Here is a 23045-nt window from a genome sequence, read left to right as displayed (position 1 = left end):
GAAAAGAGGAAAGATGAAAGCATTTTTAATTTTGGAAGACGGAACAGTTTTCGAAGGAACTAGTATCGGTTCAACAAGAGAAGTCATTAGTGAAATAGTTTTTAATACTTCTATGACTGGCTACTTGGAAGTTCTTACAGATCCTTCTTATGCGGGACAGGCTGTTTGTATGACATATCCGCTCATAGGTAATTATGGTATTACAGATGATATGGAAAGCGGAAGACCTTGGCCAGATGGATTCATCGTAAGAGAGCTTAGCAGAATTCCTTCAAATTTCAGATGTAAGGGAACTATTCAGGATTTCTTAGTGAAGCATAATATTACAGGTATTTCTGGCATCGATACACGTGCTCTTACTAAAATTCTTCGTGACCGTGGAACTATGAATGGAATGATTACCACAAACGAGCACTATAATTTTGAAGAAATCAAGCCAAAGCTTCAGGCCTACGCAACTGGAGATGTAGTATCAAAGGTTACCTGCAATGAGAAATCAGTATTATCAGGAAACGGCAAGAAGGTTGCACTCCTTGATTTTGGTGCAAAGAGAAATATTGCAAAATCCTTAAATGATAGAGGCTGCGAGGTTACCATTTATCCTGCACATACACCAGCTAAAGAGATTCTTGCAGCAGAGCCAGATGGAATTATGCTTTCAAACGGACCTGGAGATCCAAAGGATTGCGGTGAGATTATAGATGAGGTAAAAAAGCTTTACGATTCAGATGTGCCAATTTTTGCAATCTGCCTAGGACATCAGCTTATGGCTCTTGCTAATGGTCTTGATACACATAAGCTTAAGTACGGTCATAGAGGTGGAAACCATCCAGTAAAGGATTTAGAGACAGGTAAGGTTTACATTTCATCTCAGAATCACGGATATGTAGTAGATACAGATGGTCTTGATGAAAAGATTGCAGTTCCTGCATTTGTAAATGTTAACGACGGTACAAATGAAGGTTTGAAATATACAGGAAAGAACATCTTCACTGTTCAGTTCCATCCTGAGGCATGCCCAGGACCACAGGACAGCGGATATTTGTTTGATAGATTTATTAAGATGATGGGAGGAGAGCAGTAATGCCAAAGAGAAGTGACATTAAAAAGGTAATGGTGATTGGCTCAGGTCCTATCGTTATCGGACAGGCGGCAGAGTTTGACTACGCAGGTACTCAGGCTTGTCGTTCACTTAAAGAAGAGGGCATGGAGGTATGCTTAGTTAACTCAAACCCAGCTACCATCATGACAGATAAGGAAATAGCAGATCAGGTTTATATCGAGCCACTTACAGTTGATGTTTTAAAGCAGATTATCATTAAGGAAAAGCCAGATTCACTTCTTCCTACACTTGGTGGACAGGCTGGCCTTAACCTTGGTATGGAGCTTGCAGAATCAGGTTTCCTTGAGGAGCAAGGTGTAAAGCTTATTGGTACCACAGCTGAGACAATCTTTAGAGCAGAAGACAGACAGGCATTCAAAGACACTATGGAAAAGCTAGGTGAGCCTGTAGCAGCATCACTTGTTGTAAACACAGTTGAGGATGGTATCAAGTTTACAAACACAATCGGCTACCCTGTAGTGCTCCGTCCTGCATACACACTGGGCGGTTCAGGCGGTGGTATTGCACATAATCAGCAGGAGCTTGTTGAGATTCTTACAAACGGTCTTCGCCTTTCACGTGTACACGAGGTACTTGTTGAAAGATGTATTGCAGGCTGGAAGGAAATCGAATACGAGGTAATGCGCGACGCCAACGGCAACTGCATAACAGTTTGTAACATGGAAAACATCGACCCAGTCGGTGTACACACAGGTGATTCAATCGTAGTTGCTCCATCTCAGACACTTGGTGATAAGGAATATCAGATGCTTCGTACATCTGCGCTTCGTATTATCGATGAGCTTGGAATCACAGGTGGATGTAACGTACAGTATGCTCTTCATCCAGAGAGCTTTGAGTACTGCGTAATCGAGGTAAACCCTCGTGTATCTCGTTCATCAGCACTTGCTTCAAAGGCAACTGGTTACCCAATCGCAAAGGTGGCAGCTAAGATTGCCCTTGGATACACACTTGATGAGATTCCAAATGCTATCACAAAGAAGACATTCGCCAGCTTCGAGCCAATGCTTGATTACTGCGTAGTTAAGATTCCACGTCTTCCATTTGATAAGTTCATTACAGCTACAAGAAAGCTTACAACACAGATGAAGGCTACCGGCGAGGTAATGTCAATCTGTAATAACTTCGAGGGTGCTCTTATGAAGGCTATCCGTTCACTTGAGCAGCATGTAGATTCTCTTCTTAGCTATGATTTCTGCGACATGACAGATGCTGAACTTGAAGAAGCCCTTACAGTAGTTGATGACAGAAGAATTTACTGCATCGCTGAAGCACTTAGACGAGGCACATCATACGAGACAATTCATGAAATCACAAAGATTGACTTGTGGTTTATTGATAAGATTAAGATTCTTGTTGAAATGGAACTTAGACTTCAGCAGGAAGAACTTACAGTAGACCTTCTTAAGGAAGCAAAGAGAATCGAGTTCCCAGATAGCGTAATTGCTCACTTAAATGGCAAGATGACTGAGGACGAAGTTCGCAAGATGCGTTACGATAATGGCATTGTAGCTGCTTACAAGATGGTTGATACCTGTGCAGCTGAGTTTGATGCCATGACACCATACTACTACAGTGTATACGGTAGTGAAAACGAGGCTGTTAAGACTGAAGGTAAAAAGAAAGTTCTTGTACTGGGTTCTGGTCCAATCCGTATCGGACAGGGTGTTGAGTTCGACTATTGTTCAGTTCATGCTACCTGGGCATTCGCTAAGGAAGGCTGGGAGACAGTTATCGTAAACAACAACCCAGAGACTGTTTCAACTGATTTCGATATTGCAGATAAGCTTTATTTTGAGCCTCTTACAAACGAGGATGTAGAATCAATCGTAAATCTTGAAAAGCCAGATGGCGCTATCGTACAGTTCGGTGGCCAGACAGCTATCAAGCTTACAGAGCATCTTATGAAAATCGGCGTGCCAATCCTTGGTACAAAGGCAGAGGATGTAGATGCAGCAGAGGATAGAGAGCTCTTTGATGAAATCTTAGAGCAGACACAGATTCCTCGTGCAGCAGGTGGCACAGTTTTCACTGCTGAGGAAGCAAAGGCAGTTGCGAACCGCTTAGGTTATCCAGTACTTGTACGTCCTTCATATGTACTTGGTGGTCAGGGAATGCAGATTGCATTCAATGACGAAGAGATTGAGAAGTTCATGGACATCATCAATCAGATTGCTCAGGATCACCCAATCCTTGTAGATAAGTATTTACAGGGTAAGGAGATTGAGGTAGATGCCATCTGCGATGGAGAAAATATCTTAATCCCTGGTATCATGGAGCATATTGAGCGTACTGGTATCCACTCAGGTGATAGTATCTCAGTTTATCCTGCTCACACAATCAGTCAGGATATTAAGGATAAGATTGTTGATTACACAGAGCGCCTTGCAAAGGCACTTCACGTACTTGGTATGATTAACATCCAGTTTATTGCAATGGATGGAGAGGTGTACGTAATCGAGGTAAACCCACGAAGCTCTCGTACAGTTCCATACATCAGTAAGGTAACAGGTATTCCAATCGTAGATCTTGCAGCAAAGGCAATCCTTGGTCATAAGATTACAGAGATGGGATATAAGACAGGACTTCAGCCAGAGGCAGATTACATTGCAATTAAGATGCCAGTGTTCTCATTCGAAAAGCTTAGAGGCGCTGAAATCAGCCTTGGACCTGAAATGAAATCAACAGGTGAGTGTTTAGGTATCGCAAAGACTTTCGAAGAAGCTCTTTATAAGGCATTCCTTGGTGCCGGCGTTGTCCTTCCAAAGCACAAGCAGATGATTATCACTGTAAAGGATGCAGATAAACCAGAAGCACTTGAGGTAGCAAAGAGATTTGAAAAGCTTGGTTACAAAATCTACGCAACACGTTCTACTGCAAAGTATTTGCAGGATGGTGGAGTAGATGCACTTCAGGTTAATAAGATTTCACAGGAATCGCCAAACGTAATGGACCTTATCCTAGGTCACAAGATTGATCTTGTAATCGATACTCCAACACAGGGACATGGCGATAAGACAAGAGATGGATTCCTGATTCGTAGAAATTCTATCGAGACAGGTGTAAATTGTATCACTGCTATCGATACTGCTGTGGCACTTGCTACATCACTCGAGAGTGCAACTACTGAATACACACTTGTGGATGTTGCAAAAATCTAGAAATTAAGTCATGATTTTATAAGGCTAGTGGCATATTGCTGCTAGCCTTTTTTGGATATTAATATAAAACTGTGGTATAATACAAAAATTGTTGATTATATTCAATAAAATGAAAAAAAGTATTGACCTTCCACCTTGTAGAAGGTTTATATTTTAGCCATAGACAAGGCCAAGTCTTAAGAAACTTGAGGAGACAATATGAAAATCAATCAAGTAGAAGAGTTAGTTGGAATCACAAAAAAGAATATTCGATTCTACGAAGACCAGGGGCTGATAAGTCCAAAGAGAAACAGTGACAATGGATATAGAGATTATTCACTTCAAGATGTTGAACTATTAAATAAGATAAAGCTTCTAAGAAGATTAGATGTTCCTATTGAAGAAATAAGAAAGATAGAAAATGAAGAAATCTCTATGCAGAATTGTCTCGATAGACATATATCTCATTTCACACATCGACAGCATGAAATTGATGTAATGAAAGAGATGTGCCATCAAATAATAGAAGCAAATGTTTCATTCAAAGATCTTCATGCTGATGCTTATCTTGATGATATGAAAAACCTCGAGAAGGGAGGCGTTAGATTTATGGATGTAAATAAAACTGATATAAAGAAAACAAAAAGAGGACCAATTATTGCAGCAGCAGTTAGCATTGTTTTCTTTATTGCAATGATTCTTGTTATGTGCTGGGCAGAAATAACAGATCAGGAGGCCCCGGTGGGACTGCTTGTTATTTTTATCGTAATATTTGGTTCAATGATAGTAGGAACGCTAATAGCGTTAAAACAAAGATTAAAAGAGATAGATGGAGGAGAAATTAATGAAGCTCGTAAGTATTGAAACAATTCCAGGAAAGAATTTTGAAGTTATTGGAGTAGTAAAAGGAACTATCGTGCAGTCAAAAAACTTTGGTAAAGATTTTATGGCTGGCATGAAGACTCTAGTTGGTGGAGAGATCAAAGGCTACACAGATATGCTGGTGGAGGCAAGACAGATTGCTACTAAGAGAATGGTGGATGAGGCAGAACAGCTTGGTGCCGATGCAATTGTAGGAGTTAGATATGCATCATCATCTGTTATGCAGGGCGCAGCAGAGGTGCTTGCATACGGAACTGCTGTAAAGTTTGTGTAAATCACATCTTGTGGTAGAATAGTACTGCTTTAGCAGTATACAAAAGGAGATGTGATATGTCATATTTAATTAAAGACACAACAAAAGAAGAGAGAGAGCAGATTGTAAAGGAATCTCTTGGAAATATTGAAGCAAACTGTGATGGATGCATGGCAGGACTTGCTGAGATGTATGAAGATTATATTGAAGGCAAGAAGGAACTTCGTGAAATAAATATGGAGTTTAACGCTAGATATGTAAAAGATGATAATATGGAAGGCCGTGATGGCAGAAGCTGTGTGATGTAATAGTGATATTAAATTAAATTGCGCGCAAGATACTTGCATCTTATTGAAAATTGGTTTATTATGATGAAAAGTAAATCATTAAGGAGGAATATTTCATGGAAAGAGTGGAAAAGTTTCTTAAAGAGGCGGGTACTTATTATCTTGCAACAGTCGAAGGCGATCAGCCTAGAGTAAGACCATTTGGTACAGCTCATATTATTGATGGAAAGTTATACATTCAGACAGGAAAATCTAAGGATGTATCAAAGCAGATTCATAACAATCCTAAGGTAGAGGTTTGTGCTTTTAAGGATGGCAAGTGGCTTCGCGTAGCGGGTGAGCTTGTATCAGATGACAGAAGAGAAGTGAAGCAGGCAATGCTTGATGCATATCCATCTCTTCAAAGTATGTACTCTGCAGATGATGACAATACAGAGGTTCTTTATTTTAAGAATGCTGTTGCTACATTCAGCTCATTTACAGATGCACCAGAGACAATCAAATTCTAATAAAACATATATAAGAGCTTAGAGCGATAATTGCTTTAAGCTCTTTTTTGTAGGCTATAATGAAAGAAATTTTTGAATTCATCATTTTGCCATAAACATATACTATACTCTATATTGAAAAAGGTCCTTATTGGACAAATTTATAGATTGGGGGTAAATGTATATGATCAGCTTTTTTGTATGTTTAGTAGTACTTATTGGTGGGTACTTTGTCTATGGAAAGGTGGTAGAGAAGATTTATGGCCCAGACGATAGACAGACTCCAGCGGTGCGATTAAATGATGGCGTAGATTTCGTAATCATGCCAAAGTGGAAGCTGTTTTTAATTCAACTTCTTAATATTGCAGGACTTGGCCCAATTTATGGAGCTTTAGCCGGAGCTCAATGGGGAACATCGGTATTCCTGTGGATTACATTTGGTACTATTTTAGCAGGCGGTGTTCATGATTTTTCAGTAGGATTCATGAGCATGCGTCACGATGGTGCAAGTGTTTCAGAGCTTACAGGTATGTATCTAGGCGATATTATGAAGACAGTAATGCGTATTTTTAGCGTGGTACTTCTTGTAATGGTAGGTACTGTGTTTGCAGTAGGTCCAGCAGGTCTTATTTCTCTGTTAATAGGAAAGCAAGGAGGAACAGGACTTCTAGTTAATACATATTTTTGGTTAGCAATTGTTTTGATTTATTACTTCATTGCAACATTTATACCAATTGATAAAATCATCGGAAAATTCTACCCAGTATTTGGCATTTGCTTAATTGTGATGGCAATTGGTGTAGCATTTGGTATATTTACACATGGATATGCGATTCCAGAGCTTCAGTTATCTAATCTACATCCTGCTAATACACCTATTTGGCCAATGATGTTTGTATCTGTTGCTTGTGGTGCTATTTCAGGATTCCATGCAACTCAATCACCACTTATGGCCCGTTGCTGTGAATCAGAAAAGGAAAGTCACATGGTATTTTATGGAGCAATGGTATGTGAAGGTATCATCGCTCTGATTTGGGCAGCAGCAGGTAGTGCTATTTATGAAAAAACTGGTGGACTTACAACAGGTTTGACAGAGATGCTTGCAAATGGTCAAGCAACTTGTGTATATGATATTTGTACTAAGACAATGGGCGGTTTTGGAATAGTTCTTGCTATGCTTGGTGTTATTGCATGTCCAATCACATCGGGAGATACAGCGTTTAGATCAGCAAGACTTGTAATCGCTGATTGGTTCAAGATTGATCAGAAATCATATCGTAGCCGTCTATATATTTGTGTTCCACTTCTTGCAGTGGGCGCACTTATCAGCCAGCTTAATTACGGTGTTATCTGGAGATACTTCAGCTGGTCAAATCAGACACTTGCAATGATAGCTCTTTGGACAGCATCTATGTATTTGTACAAAAATGCAAAGAACTATTGGATTACAGCTGTTCCAGCAACATTTATGTCTGCTGTTTCTGTAACATATTTCTTCTGTGCACCGGAATGCTTGCATCTTTCAACATCGGTGGCTTATCCAGTAGGAATAATTGCAGCAGTAGTTTTCTTCGGAATGTTTGTTAAGGCCACAAAGAAGTAGTATAGTTGGATTGGTTAACACCGTCACCTAATATGGTGGCGGTGTTTTTTGTGGTATTTATTCAGGCTCATAATTGGCTGGTTTATTTTTTCTGCTAGGGGTAGAATATAACAGTATTACTAGTCTTAAATAGGAGTGTTAATTTAATGTACAAAACAACAGCGCGTCTTAATAACACTAGAATTATAGGCGCGATTTTAACTAGTTTAGGTGCTGCGTGTTGGGGGCTTTCGGGTTCTATGGGGCAGTACCTTTTTACAGTTCAGCAAATGGATAGCAGATGGCTTGTTCCAATAAGATTGGGATTAGCTGGAATAATTCTATTAATATATGCCATGGTAAAGCTTCCAAATGAAATAATGTTACCTTGGAGAACACCAAGGCAGGCTCTAACAATGCTTGTATATGGCCTATTAGGCGTGAGTTGCTGCCAGTTTTTCTACTTTCTTACAATAGAGTTATCTTCAGCAGCAGTAGGAACTATACTTCAAGACATGGCTCCTATTTTTATTCTTATATTCACATGTATTTCCGCCAGAAGATTGCCAAAGATAATGGAAATATCATCTATCATATTAGCGTTGGCAGGTGTGTTTTTCCTTACGACCCATGGAAACCTTTCTAATCTGTCAGTTCCGTCGTCAGCATTAATAGCTGGTATAGTCAGTGGTTTTTGTGTTGCAATATACAATGTTTTAGCAACAAAGCTTAGCCGTGTGCCAGTAATAATTGTTCAAGGCTGGTCATTCTTGTTAGGTGGAATTGCAGGCTGTTTTGTTTTTAGAATCTGGAGGATTCACTATATTCCTAATATATACGGAATCATAGGCATAGCATTTGTAGTGGTGGTTGGAAATATATTAGCATTTACTCTGTACATAAAAGGAGTGCAGCTGATTGGACCGAATATCGCAATACTATATAGTTTTGCAGAACCAATAACAGCAGCGATTATTTCTACAACAGTACTAGGCTCAGTCTTTACAGTCTATGATGCCATAGGATTTATATTGATATTTGCTATGTTATGTTTAATTTCAATAAGTAGAAAGTAAATACTAATAGTATTAAGTCATAGGAATAAAAGTCATATGACTGTGGAAAGGTTCGTGTCGGATGAACTTCCAGAGGAAGATAAGTCGTTCATTAGGAAATAAAATCACAAGATATTTAGGGATTGTTGCCATTCACAGTTACTATAAGTTTATGATGCCCTCACCCCTGCACCGGCTTCTACTATACACATGGCGTATTGCATGAATATTGCGTTTTTCTAATGGGCCATTTAAGCATCTTTATTTACATGTGTCTTTTGCAGGCCTGTACAATTTTGAAAAAGGTTTTTGGATGGCGGACACACAGTATAGAATAATTTGTACTTCTCAGGCTGAGGGGAACTTGGTTGATTTTGGAGCGAGCTTAGTAACATAAAAGCAGGTTTTGCAATATATAGGTATGCGCTGCCATGGACGGCAGCGCAAGTGGTCACTTAAAACACGATGTTGAATGTGCCACGGTACCTATATATGCAAAACCTGCTTTGTCATGTTACTTAGCAAGCGGAATATGAAACCAAGTCCCCTCAGCCCGAGAGGTACATGAAAAACTTCAATGTCCGCCACATGAAAAACATTTTTCAAAATGGTTCATTCCGCAACAAGACACATGTGCGATGCATAAATTTGGCCCATAAGAAAAACTGCAATATTCGCAAAATCACGCCATGTGTATAGTTGAAGCCGGTGCAGGGGTGAGGGCGTCCTTCAAAAACAAACTGTGAATGGTAACTAGGGATTCGTAAGAGTCCCTATTTTTTTGTCCAAAAATTTAATAATATAGTGTAAGATACAAATCTAGATTCTGTCTATATAGATGTAAGGCCTACAAATAACAGTACGAAGGGAGCAAAAATGAGAGACGAGGAAATTATAGAATTATATTTTAATCGTAATGAACGTGCAATTGAAGAGACTGATATAAAGTATGGCAATTATCTATCATCTATAGCAGGAAATATTTTGAAGTGTGCAGAGGACGTTGAAGAAACCCTTGATGACACTTACATGAAAGCATGGAAAAGAATTCCACCAACGAGACCACAGATTTTTAGAATCTTTCTTGGAAAAATCACAAGAAACATCGCTTTTAACAAATATGAAAGCATGAATGCAAAGAAAAGAGGCGGCGGTGAAGTAGCAGTGGTTCTTGATGAATTGGAGGAATGTATCCCAGATTCCAGTGATGTAGAAACAGCAATACTAGGAACTGAATTATCAAGAATTATTAGAGATTTTGTAAATGATTTGCCAGAAAAGGAAGCCTATATATTTTCATGCAGGTACTTCTTTACAGAAGATATCAGTACTATTGCAAAGAAATATAACATGACAAACAATAACGTGTCCGTTATGTTGAGCAGGCTGCGAGGCAAATTGCAGAAACGTCTTGTAAGGGAGGGATATTTAGCATCATGAAAAGTAGAGATTTGTATTTAAGCATGGTTGGAATAGACGACAATATTTTGGCAAAAGCATCTAGATATTCTGAAAAAAGAAAGATTATAAAATTTAATAAGAGATTATCATTTGTGGCATGTATATGTATGATTTTGCTTGCCACGGCGACAGCAGCTGCAGCAATCCATCACTTCTGGGGAAGAGGAATGAGTGGCATGTTGCGCTCTACAGATGCCCAGCAGCAGGAGTTGACAGAACAGGGCCAGGCCATCGTATATCCGGAGCTTGAAGATTATTCGTCATATCAGGTGACAGATCAGGGCATTACAATTGCACCAGATACAGTTGTTGTTGATGATAGATTTGCATATGTATCATTTAAGGTTTCAGGATTTGAGATTACAGAGCATGAGGAGCCAGGAGCAGATGTGGATTATTACTTAGGAGACGATAAAGAATCCACGAATTCCTGGGTGAATGGTAGCAGCTATTTCTTTGATGGAACTATGATTGATGATAATGGAATGGCCATATACACTGATGGTTCACCGCTTGAATCAGATGAAAATGGATTTTTCGGTCATTATTTAGATGAAAATGGTGATTTGGAATATGTAATACAAATTCAAGCTGTTGATGGGCTTAGTGAAATATTAGGAAACACACTTCATGTAGATTTTACAGCACTTGGAGTGTATGGTGGAAAGGCAGATTTTTCTAGTCGGGTGGATGGCAACTGGAGCTTTGAATTAGAGCTTCCAAATGTTAGCAGTTCTCAGACAATCACTGTAAATAAAGATATTCCTGATACTGATTGTACACTTACATCTATTGATATTTCGCCAGTATCAATTAGTGTGACATATAAAATCAATGGAGTAGAAAAACAGAGTAAGGATGCAAAAGGATTATCAGAGGCATTAGGGGGAGTGATAGACGGTGTTACTGGAGAAAATGTACAGGATGATGATATCACAGGTTTACCTGAAGTTTCTGGATTTGTATTAAAGGATGGCACAAGAATGCCATATGTTGCTGATGCCGGCTCTGATGGTTATACTGATGACAGCAGAGAATATGGCGTATGTACAAGAGGATTTGACAGAGTAGTAGATATTTCGCAGATAAAATCAATACTTTTCTGGCCAGATGATTCGGGAAATTGTGAGTTGGTAGAGGTTGAAATTCAATAAATCTTATTTAATATGGTTTGGTATCAAAAAAAAGACAATAATATGTTGCACAAGTAGTATAATGAATTGGGGCTTGGGGGATTACTCTAAGTCCCAATTTTTTTATAGAGGTCGAAAAAATGAAGTATTTAAAGCAGTTTCTCATTATTTTGGCAATCTCTTTAATCGGAGAAATATTAAAGGTGGTATTGCCATTACCTATTCCAGCTAGTATTTATGGCATGGTTATTATGTTTGTGTGCCTTTTGACAGGTGTAATCAAGCTTGATCAGGTTCGGGATACAGGTAAGTTTTTGATTGAAATCATGCCTGTAATGTTCATCCCTGCCGGAGTTGGACTTATGTCATCATGGAATGTGTTGCAGCCGGTATTGGTTCCAGTATCTATCATCACAGTTATCACTATTTTTACTGTTATGGGTGTTACAGGAATTATTTCACAGACAATCATCAGAAATAGTGGAAAGGAGGCAAAATAATGACAGAATTTATGCAAACAAGCGCATATGCAGGTGTCACTATCAGTTTAGTCTCTTATGCACTAGGCTCATGGCTAAAAAAGAAATTTGGATTTGGATTTTTAAACCCACTTTTGATATCAATCGTTGCCACTATTTTGGTACTGGTTGTTAGCAATGTTAGTTACGAAACATACAATGAGGGAGCTAAGTACCTTAGCTGGTTACTTACACCATCTACTGTATGTCTTGCGATTCCTTTATATGAGGAGTGGGAACTGCTTAAGAATAATGCCAAGGCAGTGCTTGCAGGAGTGTTTGCAGGAGTTATCACTTCCCTTGCTACAGTTTTTGCATTAGCAAAGCTCATGGGACTTTCACATGAGAATTATGTTACACTTCTTCCAAAGTCAATTACTACAGCTATCGGAATGGGTGTATCTGAGGAACTTGGTGGATATGTTACAATCACAGTAGCGGTCATTGTTATTACAGGAGTACTTGGAAATATATTTGGTGAGTTTATCTGCAAGATGTTTAGAATACATGAGCCAATTTCAAAAGGACTTGCACTTGGAACAGCGGCTCATGCCATCGGAACAGCTAAGGCGATGGAACTTGGAGATGTTGAGGGAGCTATGAGTTCTCTTTCCATTGCAGTTGCAGGTGTAATAACAGTTATTTTTGCATCAGTATTTGCAGGATTTATGTAAATCAATAGGAGTATAAGTATGAGCAGAAAGTTAGCAATAGTTTTTCCTGGAATTGGATATCATAGTGATAAGCCACTTTTGTATTATTCAAAGAAGCTTGCTAAGAATAAGGATTATGATATTGCAGAGGTTACATACAAATTTACTGAGGACTTTGCAACAATCAAAGGTGATGCAACTAAGATGCAGGAAGCATTTGATGAAGCATTCAAGCAGGTTGATGAGCAGCTTAAAGATATCGTATTTACGAATTATGATAGGGTGGTATTCATTGGTAAGAGTATAGGAACCGCGCTTGCTGCCAGATACAATATGACATATGAGCTAGATGCAGATATGATAGTGTTTACACCTATAGAGTATACCTTCGCTTACATCAACAATTGTGAGGGAATGGTATTTCATGGTTCTGCAGATCCACTTTGTGATACTGATATGTGCACACAGCTTTGCGAGGAACTATCACTTACCTATGCAGTAATTCCAGAAGCTAATCATTCCTTAGAAACTGGTGATGTAGCCACCGATATTGCCAATCTTGGCCGGGTAATGCATGCGGTTGATGGAATAATATAATAATATAAAGAAATCCCTTGTTACTGATAGGTGCTAAAAAATTTAACTTTTTTTGCATCTCACAATAACAGGGGATTTTTGTTTATGCTTGATCTGGACTATGTCCGCTGTTTCCGTAAGGTTCGATTTCATCTATGGCAAACATATCATCTTCTGATAATTCAAAGTCAAATACATTTGCATTTTCGATTATACGATTTTCATTTACAGATTTTGGAAGAGGAACAATATCGTGCTGTATTTCCCATCTTAAAATAATCTGAGCGACAGTACGTCCATATTTACTAGCAAGCTCCTCTAAAAGTGGGTGAGTGAGAGACTTGCCTCTGCCAAGAGGACTCCAGGCTTCTACTATAATTCCTTTTTCGTGACAATAATCTACAGTTTCTTTTTGTAAAAATCCTGGGTTGACTTCGATTTGATCAACGGCAGGAGTGATTTCCATATCAATAATAGTGTCAAGGTGATGTGTGAGGAAATTAGATACACCGATTGCTTTGACACGACCTGATTTATAGATTTCTGTCATAGCTTTCCATGTGGCGCGGTTGGTGTTTTTCCAATCGTCATCGAAAGCATAAGATGCAGGCCAGTGAATTAAGTATAAGTCAAGATAATCCATTTGCATTTCCTGGATAGTCTTTTCGAAAGCAGCTAAAGTCTTTTCGTAGCCGAGCTCTGTTTTCCAGGCTTTACTGGTTACAAATAGCTCATCCCTCTTTACACCTTGTTCATTCATAAAATCCTTGATGGCATTAGCAACATATTTTTCATTCTCGTAGAATGCAGCAGTATCAATGTGGCGATAGCCATTTTTTAGTGCCAGGCTTACTGAATCGTAAGCTTCAGCGGCATCTTTGATTTTGTAAGTACCATACCCAAACATTGGAATGGCAGTTCCGTTGTTAAGCTTAACACGTGTAGAAAGCGATTCCATAAAAATATCCTCCTTAATTTATAAGGCAATTATATTTATTTTGCGGGTGAAATACAACGAGGAATGTATTAGAATATTGATGTTTGAATGAAAAATATTGAGGAGGTTTATTATGGTAAAACATGTTATTTTATGGACATTAAAGGATGAGCTTACAGCTGCCGAAAAAGAGGACATCAAAAAAGGTATCAAAGAAGGTCTTGAAGGGCTTGCAGGAAAGATTCCAGGAATGATTGATATCAAGGTAAATATTAATGGACTTGAGACATCTACAGTCGACCTTATGTTAGATTCTACATTTGAAAGCTTCGAAGCACTTAAGGGATATTCTGTGCATCCAGAGCACGTGGCAGTTGCAGATAGTAAAGTAAGACCATACACTAAGCTTCGTAGCTGCTTAGACTATGAGGTCTAATTGGTGAGGTAGAAGATAATGTATATTTATGACGACGGATTTAAATTAAACGCAAAGCTTGATATGCCGGTAAATAAAGTTGAGAAATGTCCATTATGCCTTGTATTTCATGGTTTTACAGGGCACATTGAAGAGGAACACATTGTAGCTGTAGCAAAAGCTATGAATGAAGTGGGCGTTGCTACTCTAAGAGTTGATTTATATGGGCATGGACATAGTGATGGTGAGTTTAGAGAACATAATCTTTATAAGTGGCTTAACAACATAATGGCAGCTGTTGATTATGCCAAGAGCCTTGATTTTGTTACAGATATTTATATGTGTGGGCATTCGCAAGGCGGTCTTGCAATCACTCTTGCGGCAGCAATGGAAAAAGATGTTGTAAAGGCAATCATGCCACTTTCTCCAGCCTATGTAATTATTAAAGGAGCAAAAGAAGGTGAGCTTTTGGGCCAGCCATTTGATCCTGTTAATATCCCAGATGAGCTTGTTTCCTGGGATGGGCGCACTTTAAGTGGTAACTACATCAGAGTTGCCCAAAGTATTGATTTGGAAGCTGCCATGAAAAAATTCGAAGGGCCAGTATTGCTTGTTCATGGTGATGCAGATGAAGCTGTTCCAGTACAGTTTTCTATAGATGCAGCCAAAGTTTTCAAAAATTGTAGATTAGAGCTTATTAAAGATGATACTCACTGTTATGACAGACACCTAGATCAAGTTGTGGATGTTGTAAAGGATTTTATGACAACTGTTTTAAAATAATATTAGACAAAGAGACCGAGGAGCATATTCTTCGGTCTTTTTTAAAGTTCATACTTTGTTTACGAATAAAACGTACTTAAATGATATCATACGATTATAAACAGATAATGGGATTAGTGTTTTTATGTCTGAAAGGGGTCATTTATGTACAGCAAATTGTTTGACACAATGAATAGGTGCACTGGATGAAGCTTATTGACAGTTTTCCAACAAACAAAATAGGCGATTTAGAGTATCGTATGGGGCGAGTGTTCCCATTTGGCGCCAGCATAGTAGATGATGGTGTCAATTTTAGTGTGTATTCTAAAGAGGCTACAAGCTGTAGTTTGGTATTGTTCCACCATGGTCATAATAAACCATTTGTCGAAATCAATATACCAAAGGAATTTAAGATTGGTAACGTATATACGATAATGGTTTTTGGTATTAATATCGAGACTACAGAGTATGGCTATCGTTTTGATGGTGAGTTTGATCCAAAGCAAGGCCTATGGTTTGATAAATCAAAGGTGGTCTTGGACCCATATGCAAAATCTGTTTCAGGATTAAGTATTTGGGGAAAGAATCCAGGCAAAAGGCAGTTTAGGCACAGAGGCCAGATAATTAGAGAAGACTATGATTGGGAAGGAGACGTGTGGCTCGACATTCCCCAGCAGGACTTGTGCATTTATGAAATGCATGTCCGGTCATTTACCATGAAAGACAAGAGCATTAAGTATAAGGGCACATTTTATGGTCTTACTGAGAAGATTCCTTATTTAAAAGAACTTGGTATAAATTGCATTGAGCTAATGCCGATTTTTGCATTTGATGAATTCGAAAATAGCAGAAAAATCAATGGTAAGACACTATATAACTATTGGGGCTATTCTACCGTAGGATTTTTCGCACCAAAGGCGGGCTATGCTGCATCGGCACCATTTGGAATGGAAGCCGACGAACTTAAAAACATGATTAAGCATCTTCATAAGAATGGAATAGAAGTAATACTTGATGTTGTTTTTAATCATACTGCGGAAGGAAATGAAAATGGGCCATATATATCTTATAGAGGAATTGATAATCGCACATATTATATGCTGACGCCAGATGGAGCATATTACAATTTTAGTGGCTGTGGTAACACATTTAATGGAAACAACGCTGTTGTCCGCACAATGATTTTGGACTGTCTAAGATATTGGGTTTCTTCCTATCATATAGATGGATTTAGATTTGATTTAGCTTCGATATTAACCAGAGATATGAGTGGCGCACCAATGTATTCGCCACCGCTACTGGAGCTGCTGGCTAACGATTCGGTGCTTGGCAAGACAAAGCTAATAGCAGAGGCCTGGGATGCTGGAGGCTTGTATCAGGTTGGCAATTTCCCATCATGGAATCGATTTGCAGAATGGAATGGTAAGTACAGAGATTGCGTAAGACGATTTATCAAAGGTGATGCAGATGCAGCGATAGAGCTTTATTGGAGAATTGGTGGTTCTAAGGATATGTATCAGGAACGTTCATCTGATGCATCTATCAATTTTATAACCTGTCATGATGGATTCACACTATATGATATTTTTGCTTACAACGAAAAGCATAACGAAGCCAATGGTGAGGACAATAGGGATGGCTCAAATGATAACAACAGTTGGAATTGTGGTGTAGAAGGAGAGACAGAGGATAAAAGTATTAACGATTTGAGATTGAGGCAAATGAAAAATGCTTTTACGATTCTTATGACAAGCCGTGGTATTCCAATGTTTCTGGCCGGAGATGAAATCGCAAACACTCAATATGGAAACAATAACGCATATTGCCAGGATAATGATGTTTCGTGGATTGATTGGAAGCGGCTAAAGCTTTATGGCAATCTGTTCGAATATGTTAAGCATTTAATTGAACTAAGAAAAGCACATCCAGTACTTAGAAATAAGGATTTTGATGAGGCGCAGAATGGAACTGGCTACCCTGAACTATCATTCCATGGTGAAAATCCTTGGGCGTTTGACATAGTTTGCCCTAAGCTTGTGATGGGATATATGTTTGCGGAAGACCATATAAAATATGGTACAGCAAAAGATGCCTTCATTTATATAGGATTGAATGCCCATTGGGAGGAGCATCGAATCAATTTACCTATTATTCCCGGTAGTATGAAATGGCATTTGGCTGCTGATTCCTATACTGGAGAAACCTTTGGTGAAGGCCAGGAGAAGCTTTATGATAAGGATTATATTGAGCTTGCACCTCGTAGTTCAATGATTTTAATTGGGCAGTAAGTTTTTTTTATAGTACAAAATAATAATATTTGTTGACAACAAAATAGTGACATAATATTATAAGTTTGATATTTGTTGGTTTTTTATAACGTTCGAGGAAAAATATATGAAAGGAACATTACTTGATAACATTGTTGCAGCTATGGAAAATAATGAGTTGCAAGCATATTATCAACCTCAGTACAACCCAAAGAAAGGTGTTATTGGAGGGGCTGAAGCGCTAGTTAGATGGGTGAAGCCAGATGGTACAATCGTGCCACCTGTCGAGTTTATTCCAGAGCTTGAAGCAAATGGTCAGGTAAGTATCGTCGATTGGTTTATCGCAGAAGAAGCGTGCAAAACAATCAAGGAGCTTGGAGATAAAGCGGTTAAAATTAGTATTAATTTTGGTCGTGAGCATGCAAAAGACGATACATTTGTACAGAAGCTTGATAAGCTAGTAAATGCATACGGCATTGAAAAAAGCTTTTTGGGTGTAGAGATAACAGAGTCGGATGTAGCAACTGAAAAGGTCGATGTTATCGAATGGGTAAACAGAGTTGAGGAGGCTGGCTACACAGTTTCGATTGACGATTTTGGATCAGGCATGTCTTCACTTTCATTTGTAAAAGATGTTCCAGCAAAGGTTTTAAAGATAGATAAGTCATTCCTCGAGGATAACTGCGAATCGGAAAAAGGTCGAATTACCCTTGAATCTGTTTTCTATATGGCACACAGGCTTAGACTTACAACAGTAGTTGAAGGTGTTGAGACAAAAGAACAGCTTAATTTTATAAACACATGCGACTGTGATTATATCCAAGGATACATTTTTTCAAAGCCAGTACCTCATGATGAATTTTTTACAATGTGTACAGAGGAAGCACCGGTTGATGTAGAATACATTGATCCTTTTTCAACTCAAACTGCTTTTGGTCAAGTTCGTGTTTTAATCGATGCTGTATATAAAAAGTTCCCTTTAATCATATTTGTTAATCTTACAAGAAATAGTTATCACGTAATGAAAAAGGAAAACTTCCTTGAAACTTCGATTCCAGCCACAGGAAGCTATGACGAGGGATTTGAGCTTGTAAAGAAGCTTTCAGAAGAGGTGGATTATCCTGAATTAGAGAAGGCATTTACGAGAGAGAATCTTTTGGCAGCTTATGAAAGAGGCGAAAAGGGCGTTATAAGAATTGTTAAACAGCATGATGATAACGGCGTATTTCATCGAATTGCCATCGAGGACTATTTTATGGAGAATCCAGATAGTGATGATGTATTTATGGTGTCATTCATGCATCGCGTAGATTTTAGCGAAGAAACATACTTGACAGATGCTAGAAATCCTATAAATAACGGTACAAAATGGAATAGATAATTAATTATTGAGGGACTCGAAAGAGTCCCCTTTTTTGTGCAAGCCTTTTTATTATAATTAAATACTAAGGGCAGATTATTTAGTACATTACATAGAAGGCGAGGAGAATAATGATAATTGGAGTAATCTTTGAAATGCTGTTTCTATTTATATTTTTGTGTGTTCCAGCAATACTTTCTTTATACAATTTAATAGGGATGTTTCATGAGTGGAAGAAAAAGATACTTAGAAACATATTGTGGTTAATGACCTTTGTCTTAGGAGAGTTGTTTACTTTTTGGCTTTTCGAGTGGGGCGATGTTTGTTTTGGTTCGTTATGGAGTGATCAGTTATATAATGCTCAGCTTCATCAGCCTATATGGAGCGGTGGGGTTGTGTCAGTGGCTGTAATATCTCTTGCAGGAGTTGTTGGAGCAAGCATTTTAATTGCTAGAAACGTTAATGAGTTACCACCTTTAATTTCGGTATTGTGTATATCCTCTATGTACCTGACATTGGCGCTTCAAGTGGTTTGGAGTATACAATGTCTTCCTGTAGCAATAGAATATTTTCCTTATTTGGCAGTTCCAGTAAATCTTTTCTTTATCGCATATACGATAATTATCGAAAAGATAAATGAGTGGGACGAGAATCAACATCATCAGGATGCTGATTTTGGAAAAAATGATTTTATTAAGAGTATCAACAACTGTCTCATAGACTCTAGTAAATGGCCTGTTTTTGCACTGATATTATCTTTACCTTTACTTGGTGTTTTTCTTATTATATTAGTATTGTTTGGGCAGGAACCAAATTCAATTATCAAGGCTTGGACCGAGACTAGTGACTGGACATTTTCATTGAGGGAAGGGCCTCAGAATCTGTATTACGATGAGCATTATCTTTGCACCGTTGCAGCAGGAGGACATAAGAAAGTGGTAAAGCCTCTTAGAATGGGTGAGCGTCACGGCCATCCTGTCATTGTAAATAGGCAGCTTCTTATTGCAAATGCATTTGAAAATGTTTTAGAGGAAAGAATGCCTAAGTTTCATAGAGCTGTGCGAAATTTTTATGATAAATACGGCTTCCCAATAGCAGATTATATTAGAACAAATAAAGTGGCTTGCGATATAACTTACTTTATCATGAAGCCTTTGGAATGGATATTTTTGATAGTGCTATATCTGGTGGATGCAAATCCGGAAGATAGAATCGCCATTCAGTATATGCCAAGGAAAGATTGATTTGGAATTTATATTGACATTTAATAATTCAAGCCGTACTCTAATAGTCGCTGAAAAATATTGCAGCAGAAATCTGTAGATTTAGGTAGGTTAATAATATGAATGTTAAATCAATTATAAAAGAGCTTGTGGTGCTTACATTCGCCACAATTATCATTGGTGCAGCGGTATTCTTTTTCCTTATGCCAAGTCACGCATCGGTAAGTAGTATATCTGGTTTGGCCATTGTTTTGACTAATTTCATGCCATATTCGGTTTCTCAGATAACAATGGTGTTTAACGTAGTTTTACTCATAATAGGTTTCATTACCTGCGGAACAGAATTTGGGTATAAGACAGTTTATACTTCAATCTTACTACCAATAATTATTGGTGTTTTTGAGAAGGCTTTGCCAAATTATAAATCCCTCACAGGGGATGCCGCACTTGATGTTGTTTGCTATATTTTTACAATCAGTGCAGGTTCAGCAATTCTTTTCAATAGAAATGCATCATCAGGCGGTCTAGACATCGTTGGAAAGATATTAAATAAATATCTTCGTATTGATATAGGAAAATCAATGTCCATCGCTGGCATGTGCATTGCCCTTTCATCTGCATTAGCATATGATTCCAAGACAGTTATTTTGAGTATCCTAGGAACATACCTAAATGGAATGGTGTTGGATCATTTCATATTTGACCAGAAGCTCAAGAGAAGAGTATGTATTGTATCACCATTTGAGGCTCAAATCCGCGATTTCATTTTAAATGAATTGCACAGTGGGGCCAGCGTCTATAAGGTAACGGGGGCATATCGAATGGAAGAGCATGATGAAATCATCACCATCGTTGATAAGAGTGAATTCCAAAAGCTCATGGCCTTTATCGATAAGGTGGATCCAAAAGCCTTTGTCACTGTTTATAAGGTTAGCGATATGCAGTATCAGGCAAAGAGCATGCCAGAGAGAGTATTTTAGATAATTAGGGTGCAGTTTGTGAGAACTGCATCTTTTTTGTATATTATAAATAAGGAGAGAAAAGAAATGATTTATATAGGATGTCATTTATCAGTGACAAAAGGATACGAAGCAATGGGGTATACCATGAAAGGATATGGTGGTGACACATTTGCTTGGTTTACTAGAAATCCTAGAGGTGGTAAGGCTAAAGACATCGAGGAAAATGATGCTAAAGCTTTGAATGAATTCGTAAATACGAATCAGTTTGGAAAGCTTGTAGCTCATGGAAGCTACACTATGAATCTGTGCGCTGCCAATGAGTCTACCAGAGCAAATGGGCTTGATATGCTGAAGAATGATATTGAACGAATGGAGTATTTCCCAGGTAATTTCTACAATTTTCATCCAGGGAGTCATGTGGGCCAGGGTGTAGAAAAAGGCATAGAGCTTATTGCGGATGCATTGAATCAGTATTTAAGAGAGGATATGCACACAACGATTTTGCTTGAAACTATGGCAGGCAAAGGCTCAGAGGTGGGCAGCAGTTTTGAAGAATTAAAAGAGATAATTGATAGAGTTGAGCTAAAGGATAAGCTTGGTGTGTGCTTTGACACTTGTCATGCATGGGATGCCGGCTATGATTTAGTAAATGATTTGGACGGTGTGCTTACTCACTTTGACAATGTGATTGGTTTGGATAGGCTGAAGGCTGTTCATCTAAATGATAGCAAGAATGACCTTGGATGCCACAAGGATAGACATGAAAAGATTGGCGAAGGCTTTATCGGCATGGAGGCTATGCAACGTATAGTTAATCATCCAGCATTGCAGCAGCATCCTTTTATCTTGGAAACTCCTAACGACGAAGAGGGATATATCAAAGAAATACACGTGATTAAAGAGTGGCAACACTAAATTTTAAAAACTGTTTTTGAATTCTTTGATATAATAGCAATATGAAGGAGGGGTTTTATGGCATCAAAAGTTTATTTTATTAAGGACGTTACAGCTGAGGCTGTAGTAAAAATGTACGATAAGCTTGGCATCACTTTGCCAGGAAAGGTTGCTGTAAAGGTACATTCCGGAGAAGAAGGCAATCAGAATTATTTGAAGCCTGCTTTTTGGAAGCCTATGGTTGAGCATGTAAATGGCACTATTGTAGAGTGCAACACTGCTTATGAAGGTGAAAGAAATTACACAGATAAGCACATCAAGCTACTAAAACGACATGGCTGGAATGATCTTTTCGATGTGGATCTTATGGATGCAGAGGGGCCAGATGTTGAAATCCCAATTAAGAACGGCACCCATCTCAAGACAGATATAATGGGAAAGAATTTCATGAACTATGATTCAATGCTTGTGCTTTCTCATTTCAAAGGTCATCCAATGGGAGGATACGGCGGAGCTTTAAAGCAGCTTTCTATTGGTTGTGCTTCTTGCGCAGGAAAGGTAAAAATTCACTCAGCAGGAAAGTACGATAAAGCCAGTGAGCAGGATGTTGTTTGGACAGATTTACCAGAACAGGATGCATTTCTTGAGAGCATGGCAGAGGCTGCATCAGCAGTAGTAGACCATTTTGGAAAGAATATTGCATTTATCAATGTTATGGCAAATATGTCTGTAGATTGCGATTGCTGTGCAGTGGCTGAAGACCCTTGCCTTAAGGATATCGGTATCCTGGCAAGCCTTGACCCAGTAGCAATTGATAGAGCTTGCCTTGATTTAGTATATGCGTCTAAGGATGTTGGTCGTGACCACTTCCTTGAGAGAGTAACCACAAGAAATGGCGAGCACACACCAGAGACAGCCGCAAAGCTTGGTGTAGGAAGCCTAGAGTATGAACTTATTGAGCTGTAATAGATAAATTAAGTGAAATATATAATAGCACTGCTTTTGATGGCAGTGCTATTTTTTTATATTAAAATCTTTAAATAATTCTTCATAAATGATAGAATGGAAAACGGT

At 38.5% G+C, this 23045-nt stretch carries 22 protein-coding genes; 21 read left to right on the top strand and 1 reads right to left on the bottom strand.

What is annotated here, in order from left to right:
• Positions 1-13: 13 nt before the first annotated feature.
• The 13 genes from T498_RS0106455 (at position 14) to T498_RS15130 (ending at position 13172) form a co-directional block, all read left to right on the top strand.
• A complete protein-coding gene (locus T498_RS0106455) occupies positions 14-1084 on the top strand; it encodes a carbamoyl phosphate synthase small subunit (protein WP_028235204.1) in 1071 nt (356 codons plus the stop codon).
• Positions 1084-4284 (top strand): carbamoyl-phosphate synthase large subunit, encoded by a 3201-nt coding sequence (gene carB, locus T498_RS0106450; RefSeq protein ID WP_028235203.1) that lies wholly within the window; start codon positions 1084-1086, stop codon positions 4282-4284. Before T498_RS0106455 ends, carB begins: the two co-directional genes overlap by 1 nt.
• 198 nt (positions 4285-4482) lie before the next feature.
• Positions 4483-5127: a MerR family transcriptional regulator gene (locus T498_RS0106445; protein ID WP_028235202.1), complete on the top strand. Its 645-nt coding sequence runs from the start codon at positions 4483-4485 to the stop codon at positions 5125-5127.
• Positions 5108-5419 carry a YbjQ family protein gene (locus tag T498_RS0106440; RefSeq protein ID WP_028235201.1) on the top strand — a complete coding sequence of 104 codons (312 nt, stop codon included), beginning with the start codon at positions 5108-5110 and terminating at the stop codon, positions 5417-5419. The genes T498_RS0106445 and T498_RS0106440 overlap by 20 nt, the downstream gene beginning before the upstream one ends.
• Positions 5420-5475: 56 nt before the next feature.
• Positions 5476-5706: a hypothetical protein gene (locus T498_RS0106435; RefSeq protein WP_015550048.1), complete on the top strand. Its 231-nt coding sequence runs from the start codon at positions 5476-5478 to the stop codon at positions 5704-5706.
• A 95-nt stretch (positions 5707-5801) separates the two neighbouring features.
• Complete coding sequence (locus tag T498_RS0106430) at positions 5802-6194, top strand: pyridoxamine 5'-phosphate oxidase family protein (protein WP_028235200.1); 393 nt, start codon at positions 5802-5804, stop codon at positions 6192-6194.
• 163 nt (positions 6195-6357) lie between these two features.
• Complete coding sequence (locus tag T498_RS0106425) at positions 6358-7776, top strand: carbon starvation CstA family protein (RefSeq protein WP_028235199.1); 1419 nt, start codon at positions 6358-6360, stop codon at positions 7774-7776.
• Positions 7777-7922: 146 nt separating this feature from the next.
• Positions 7923-8831, top strand: coding sequence for a DMT family transporter (locus T498_RS0106420; protein WP_028235198.1), 909 nt, complete (start codon positions 7923-7925; stop codon positions 8829-8831).
• Between the two features lie 855 nt (positions 8832-9686).
• Positions 9687-10250 (top strand): RNA polymerase sigma factor, encoded by a 564-nt coding sequence (locus T498_RS0106415; RefSeq protein ID WP_028235197.1) that lies wholly within the window; start codon positions 9687-9689, stop codon positions 10248-10250.
• Positions 10247-11425, top strand: coding sequence for a DUF4179 domain-containing protein (locus T498_RS15135; protein WP_051524640.1), 1179 nt, complete (start codon positions 10247-10249; stop codon positions 11423-11425). Before T498_RS0106415 ends, T498_RS15135 begins: the two co-directional genes overlap by 4 nt.
• A gap of 119 nt (positions 11426-11544) precedes the next feature.
• Positions 11545-11904, top strand: a complete 360-nt coding sequence (locus T498_RS0106405) for a CidA/LrgA family protein (protein WP_028235196.1) — start codon at positions 11545-11547, stop codon at positions 11902-11904.
• The gene (locus T498_RS0106400) at positions 11904-12596 is read left to right on the top strand and encodes an LrgB family protein (protein ID WP_028235195.1); all 693 of its coding nucleotides are present in this window, start codon (positions 11904-11906) and stop codon (positions 12594-12596) included. The genes T498_RS0106405 and T498_RS0106400 overlap by 1 nt, the downstream gene beginning before the upstream one ends.
• Before the next feature lie 18 nt (positions 12597-12614).
• Positions 12615-13172, top strand: coding sequence for an alpha/beta hydrolase (locus T498_RS15130; protein ID WP_051524639.1), 558 nt, complete (start codon positions 12615-12617; stop codon positions 13170-13172).
• An 82-nt stretch (positions 13173-13254) separates the two neighbouring features.
• Here the strand turns inward: T498_RS15130 and T498_RS0106390 are convergent, their stop codons facing one another.
• A complete protein-coding gene (locus T498_RS0106390; RefSeq protein ID WP_028235194.1) occupies positions 13255-14109 on the bottom strand; it encodes an aldo/keto reductase in 855 nt (284 codons plus the stop codon).
• Positions 14110-14221: 112 nt separating this feature from the next.
• Here T498_RS0106390 and T498_RS0106385 point away from each other — a divergent pair, with 112 nt between their 5' ends.
• The 8 genes from T498_RS0106385 to T498_RS0106350 all read left to right on the top strand — a co-directional run bounded on the left by T498_RS0106385 (position 14222) and on the right by T498_RS0106350 (position 22937).
• On the top strand, positions 14222-14524 hold the full coding sequence (locus T498_RS0106385) for a Dabb family protein (protein WP_028235193.1): 303 nt from the start codon (positions 14222-14224) through the stop codon (positions 14522-14524).
• 18 nt (positions 14525-14542) lie between these two features.
• Positions 14543-15286, top strand: coding sequence for an alpha/beta hydrolase (locus T498_RS0106380; protein WP_028235192.1), 744 nt, complete (start codon positions 14543-14545; stop codon positions 15284-15286).
• A gap of 185 nt (positions 15287-15471) precedes the next feature.
• A complete protein-coding gene (gene glgX / locus T498_RS0106375; RefSeq protein ID WP_028235191.1) occupies positions 15472-17553 on the top strand; it encodes a glycogen debranching protein GlgX in 2082 nt (693 codons plus the stop codon).
• A gap of 106 nt (positions 17554-17659) precedes the next feature.
• Positions 17660-18913, top strand: coding sequence for an EAL domain-containing protein (locus T498_RS15125; protein ID WP_051524638.1), 1254 nt, complete (start codon positions 17660-17662; stop codon positions 18911-18913).
• A gap of 110 nt (positions 18914-19023) precedes the next feature.
• Positions 19024-20136 (top strand): DUF6688 domain-containing protein, encoded by a 1113-nt coding sequence (locus tag T498_RS0106365; RefSeq protein ID WP_051524637.1) that lies wholly within the window; start codon positions 19024-19026, stop codon positions 20134-20136.
• Positions 20137-20234: 98 nt separating this feature from the next.
• Complete coding sequence (locus tag T498_RS0106360) at positions 20235-21095, top strand: YitT family protein (RefSeq protein ID WP_028235189.1); 861 nt, start codon at positions 20235-20237, stop codon at positions 21093-21095.
• A gap of 66 nt (positions 21096-21161) precedes the next feature.
• Positions 21162-21992, top strand: a complete 831-nt coding sequence (locus T498_RS0106355) for a deoxyribonuclease IV (protein ID WP_028235188.1) — start codon at positions 21162-21164, stop codon at positions 21990-21992.
• A 57-nt stretch (positions 21993-22049) separates the two neighbouring features.
• Complete coding sequence (locus T498_RS0106350) at positions 22050-22937, top strand: DUF362 domain-containing protein (RefSeq protein WP_028235187.1); 888 nt, start codon at positions 22050-22052, stop codon at positions 22935-22937.
• Positions 22938-23045: the final 108 nt, after the last annotated feature.

Source organism: Pseudobutyrivibrio sp. MD2005, assembly GCF_000621865.1.
Taxonomy (GTDB): domain Bacteria; phylum Bacillota; class Clostridia; order Lachnospirales; family Lachnospiraceae; genus Pseudobutyrivibrio.
The sequence above is the reverse complement of the archived record's forward strand: the minus strand, read 5'-3'. Positions and strand labels throughout refer to the sequence as shown.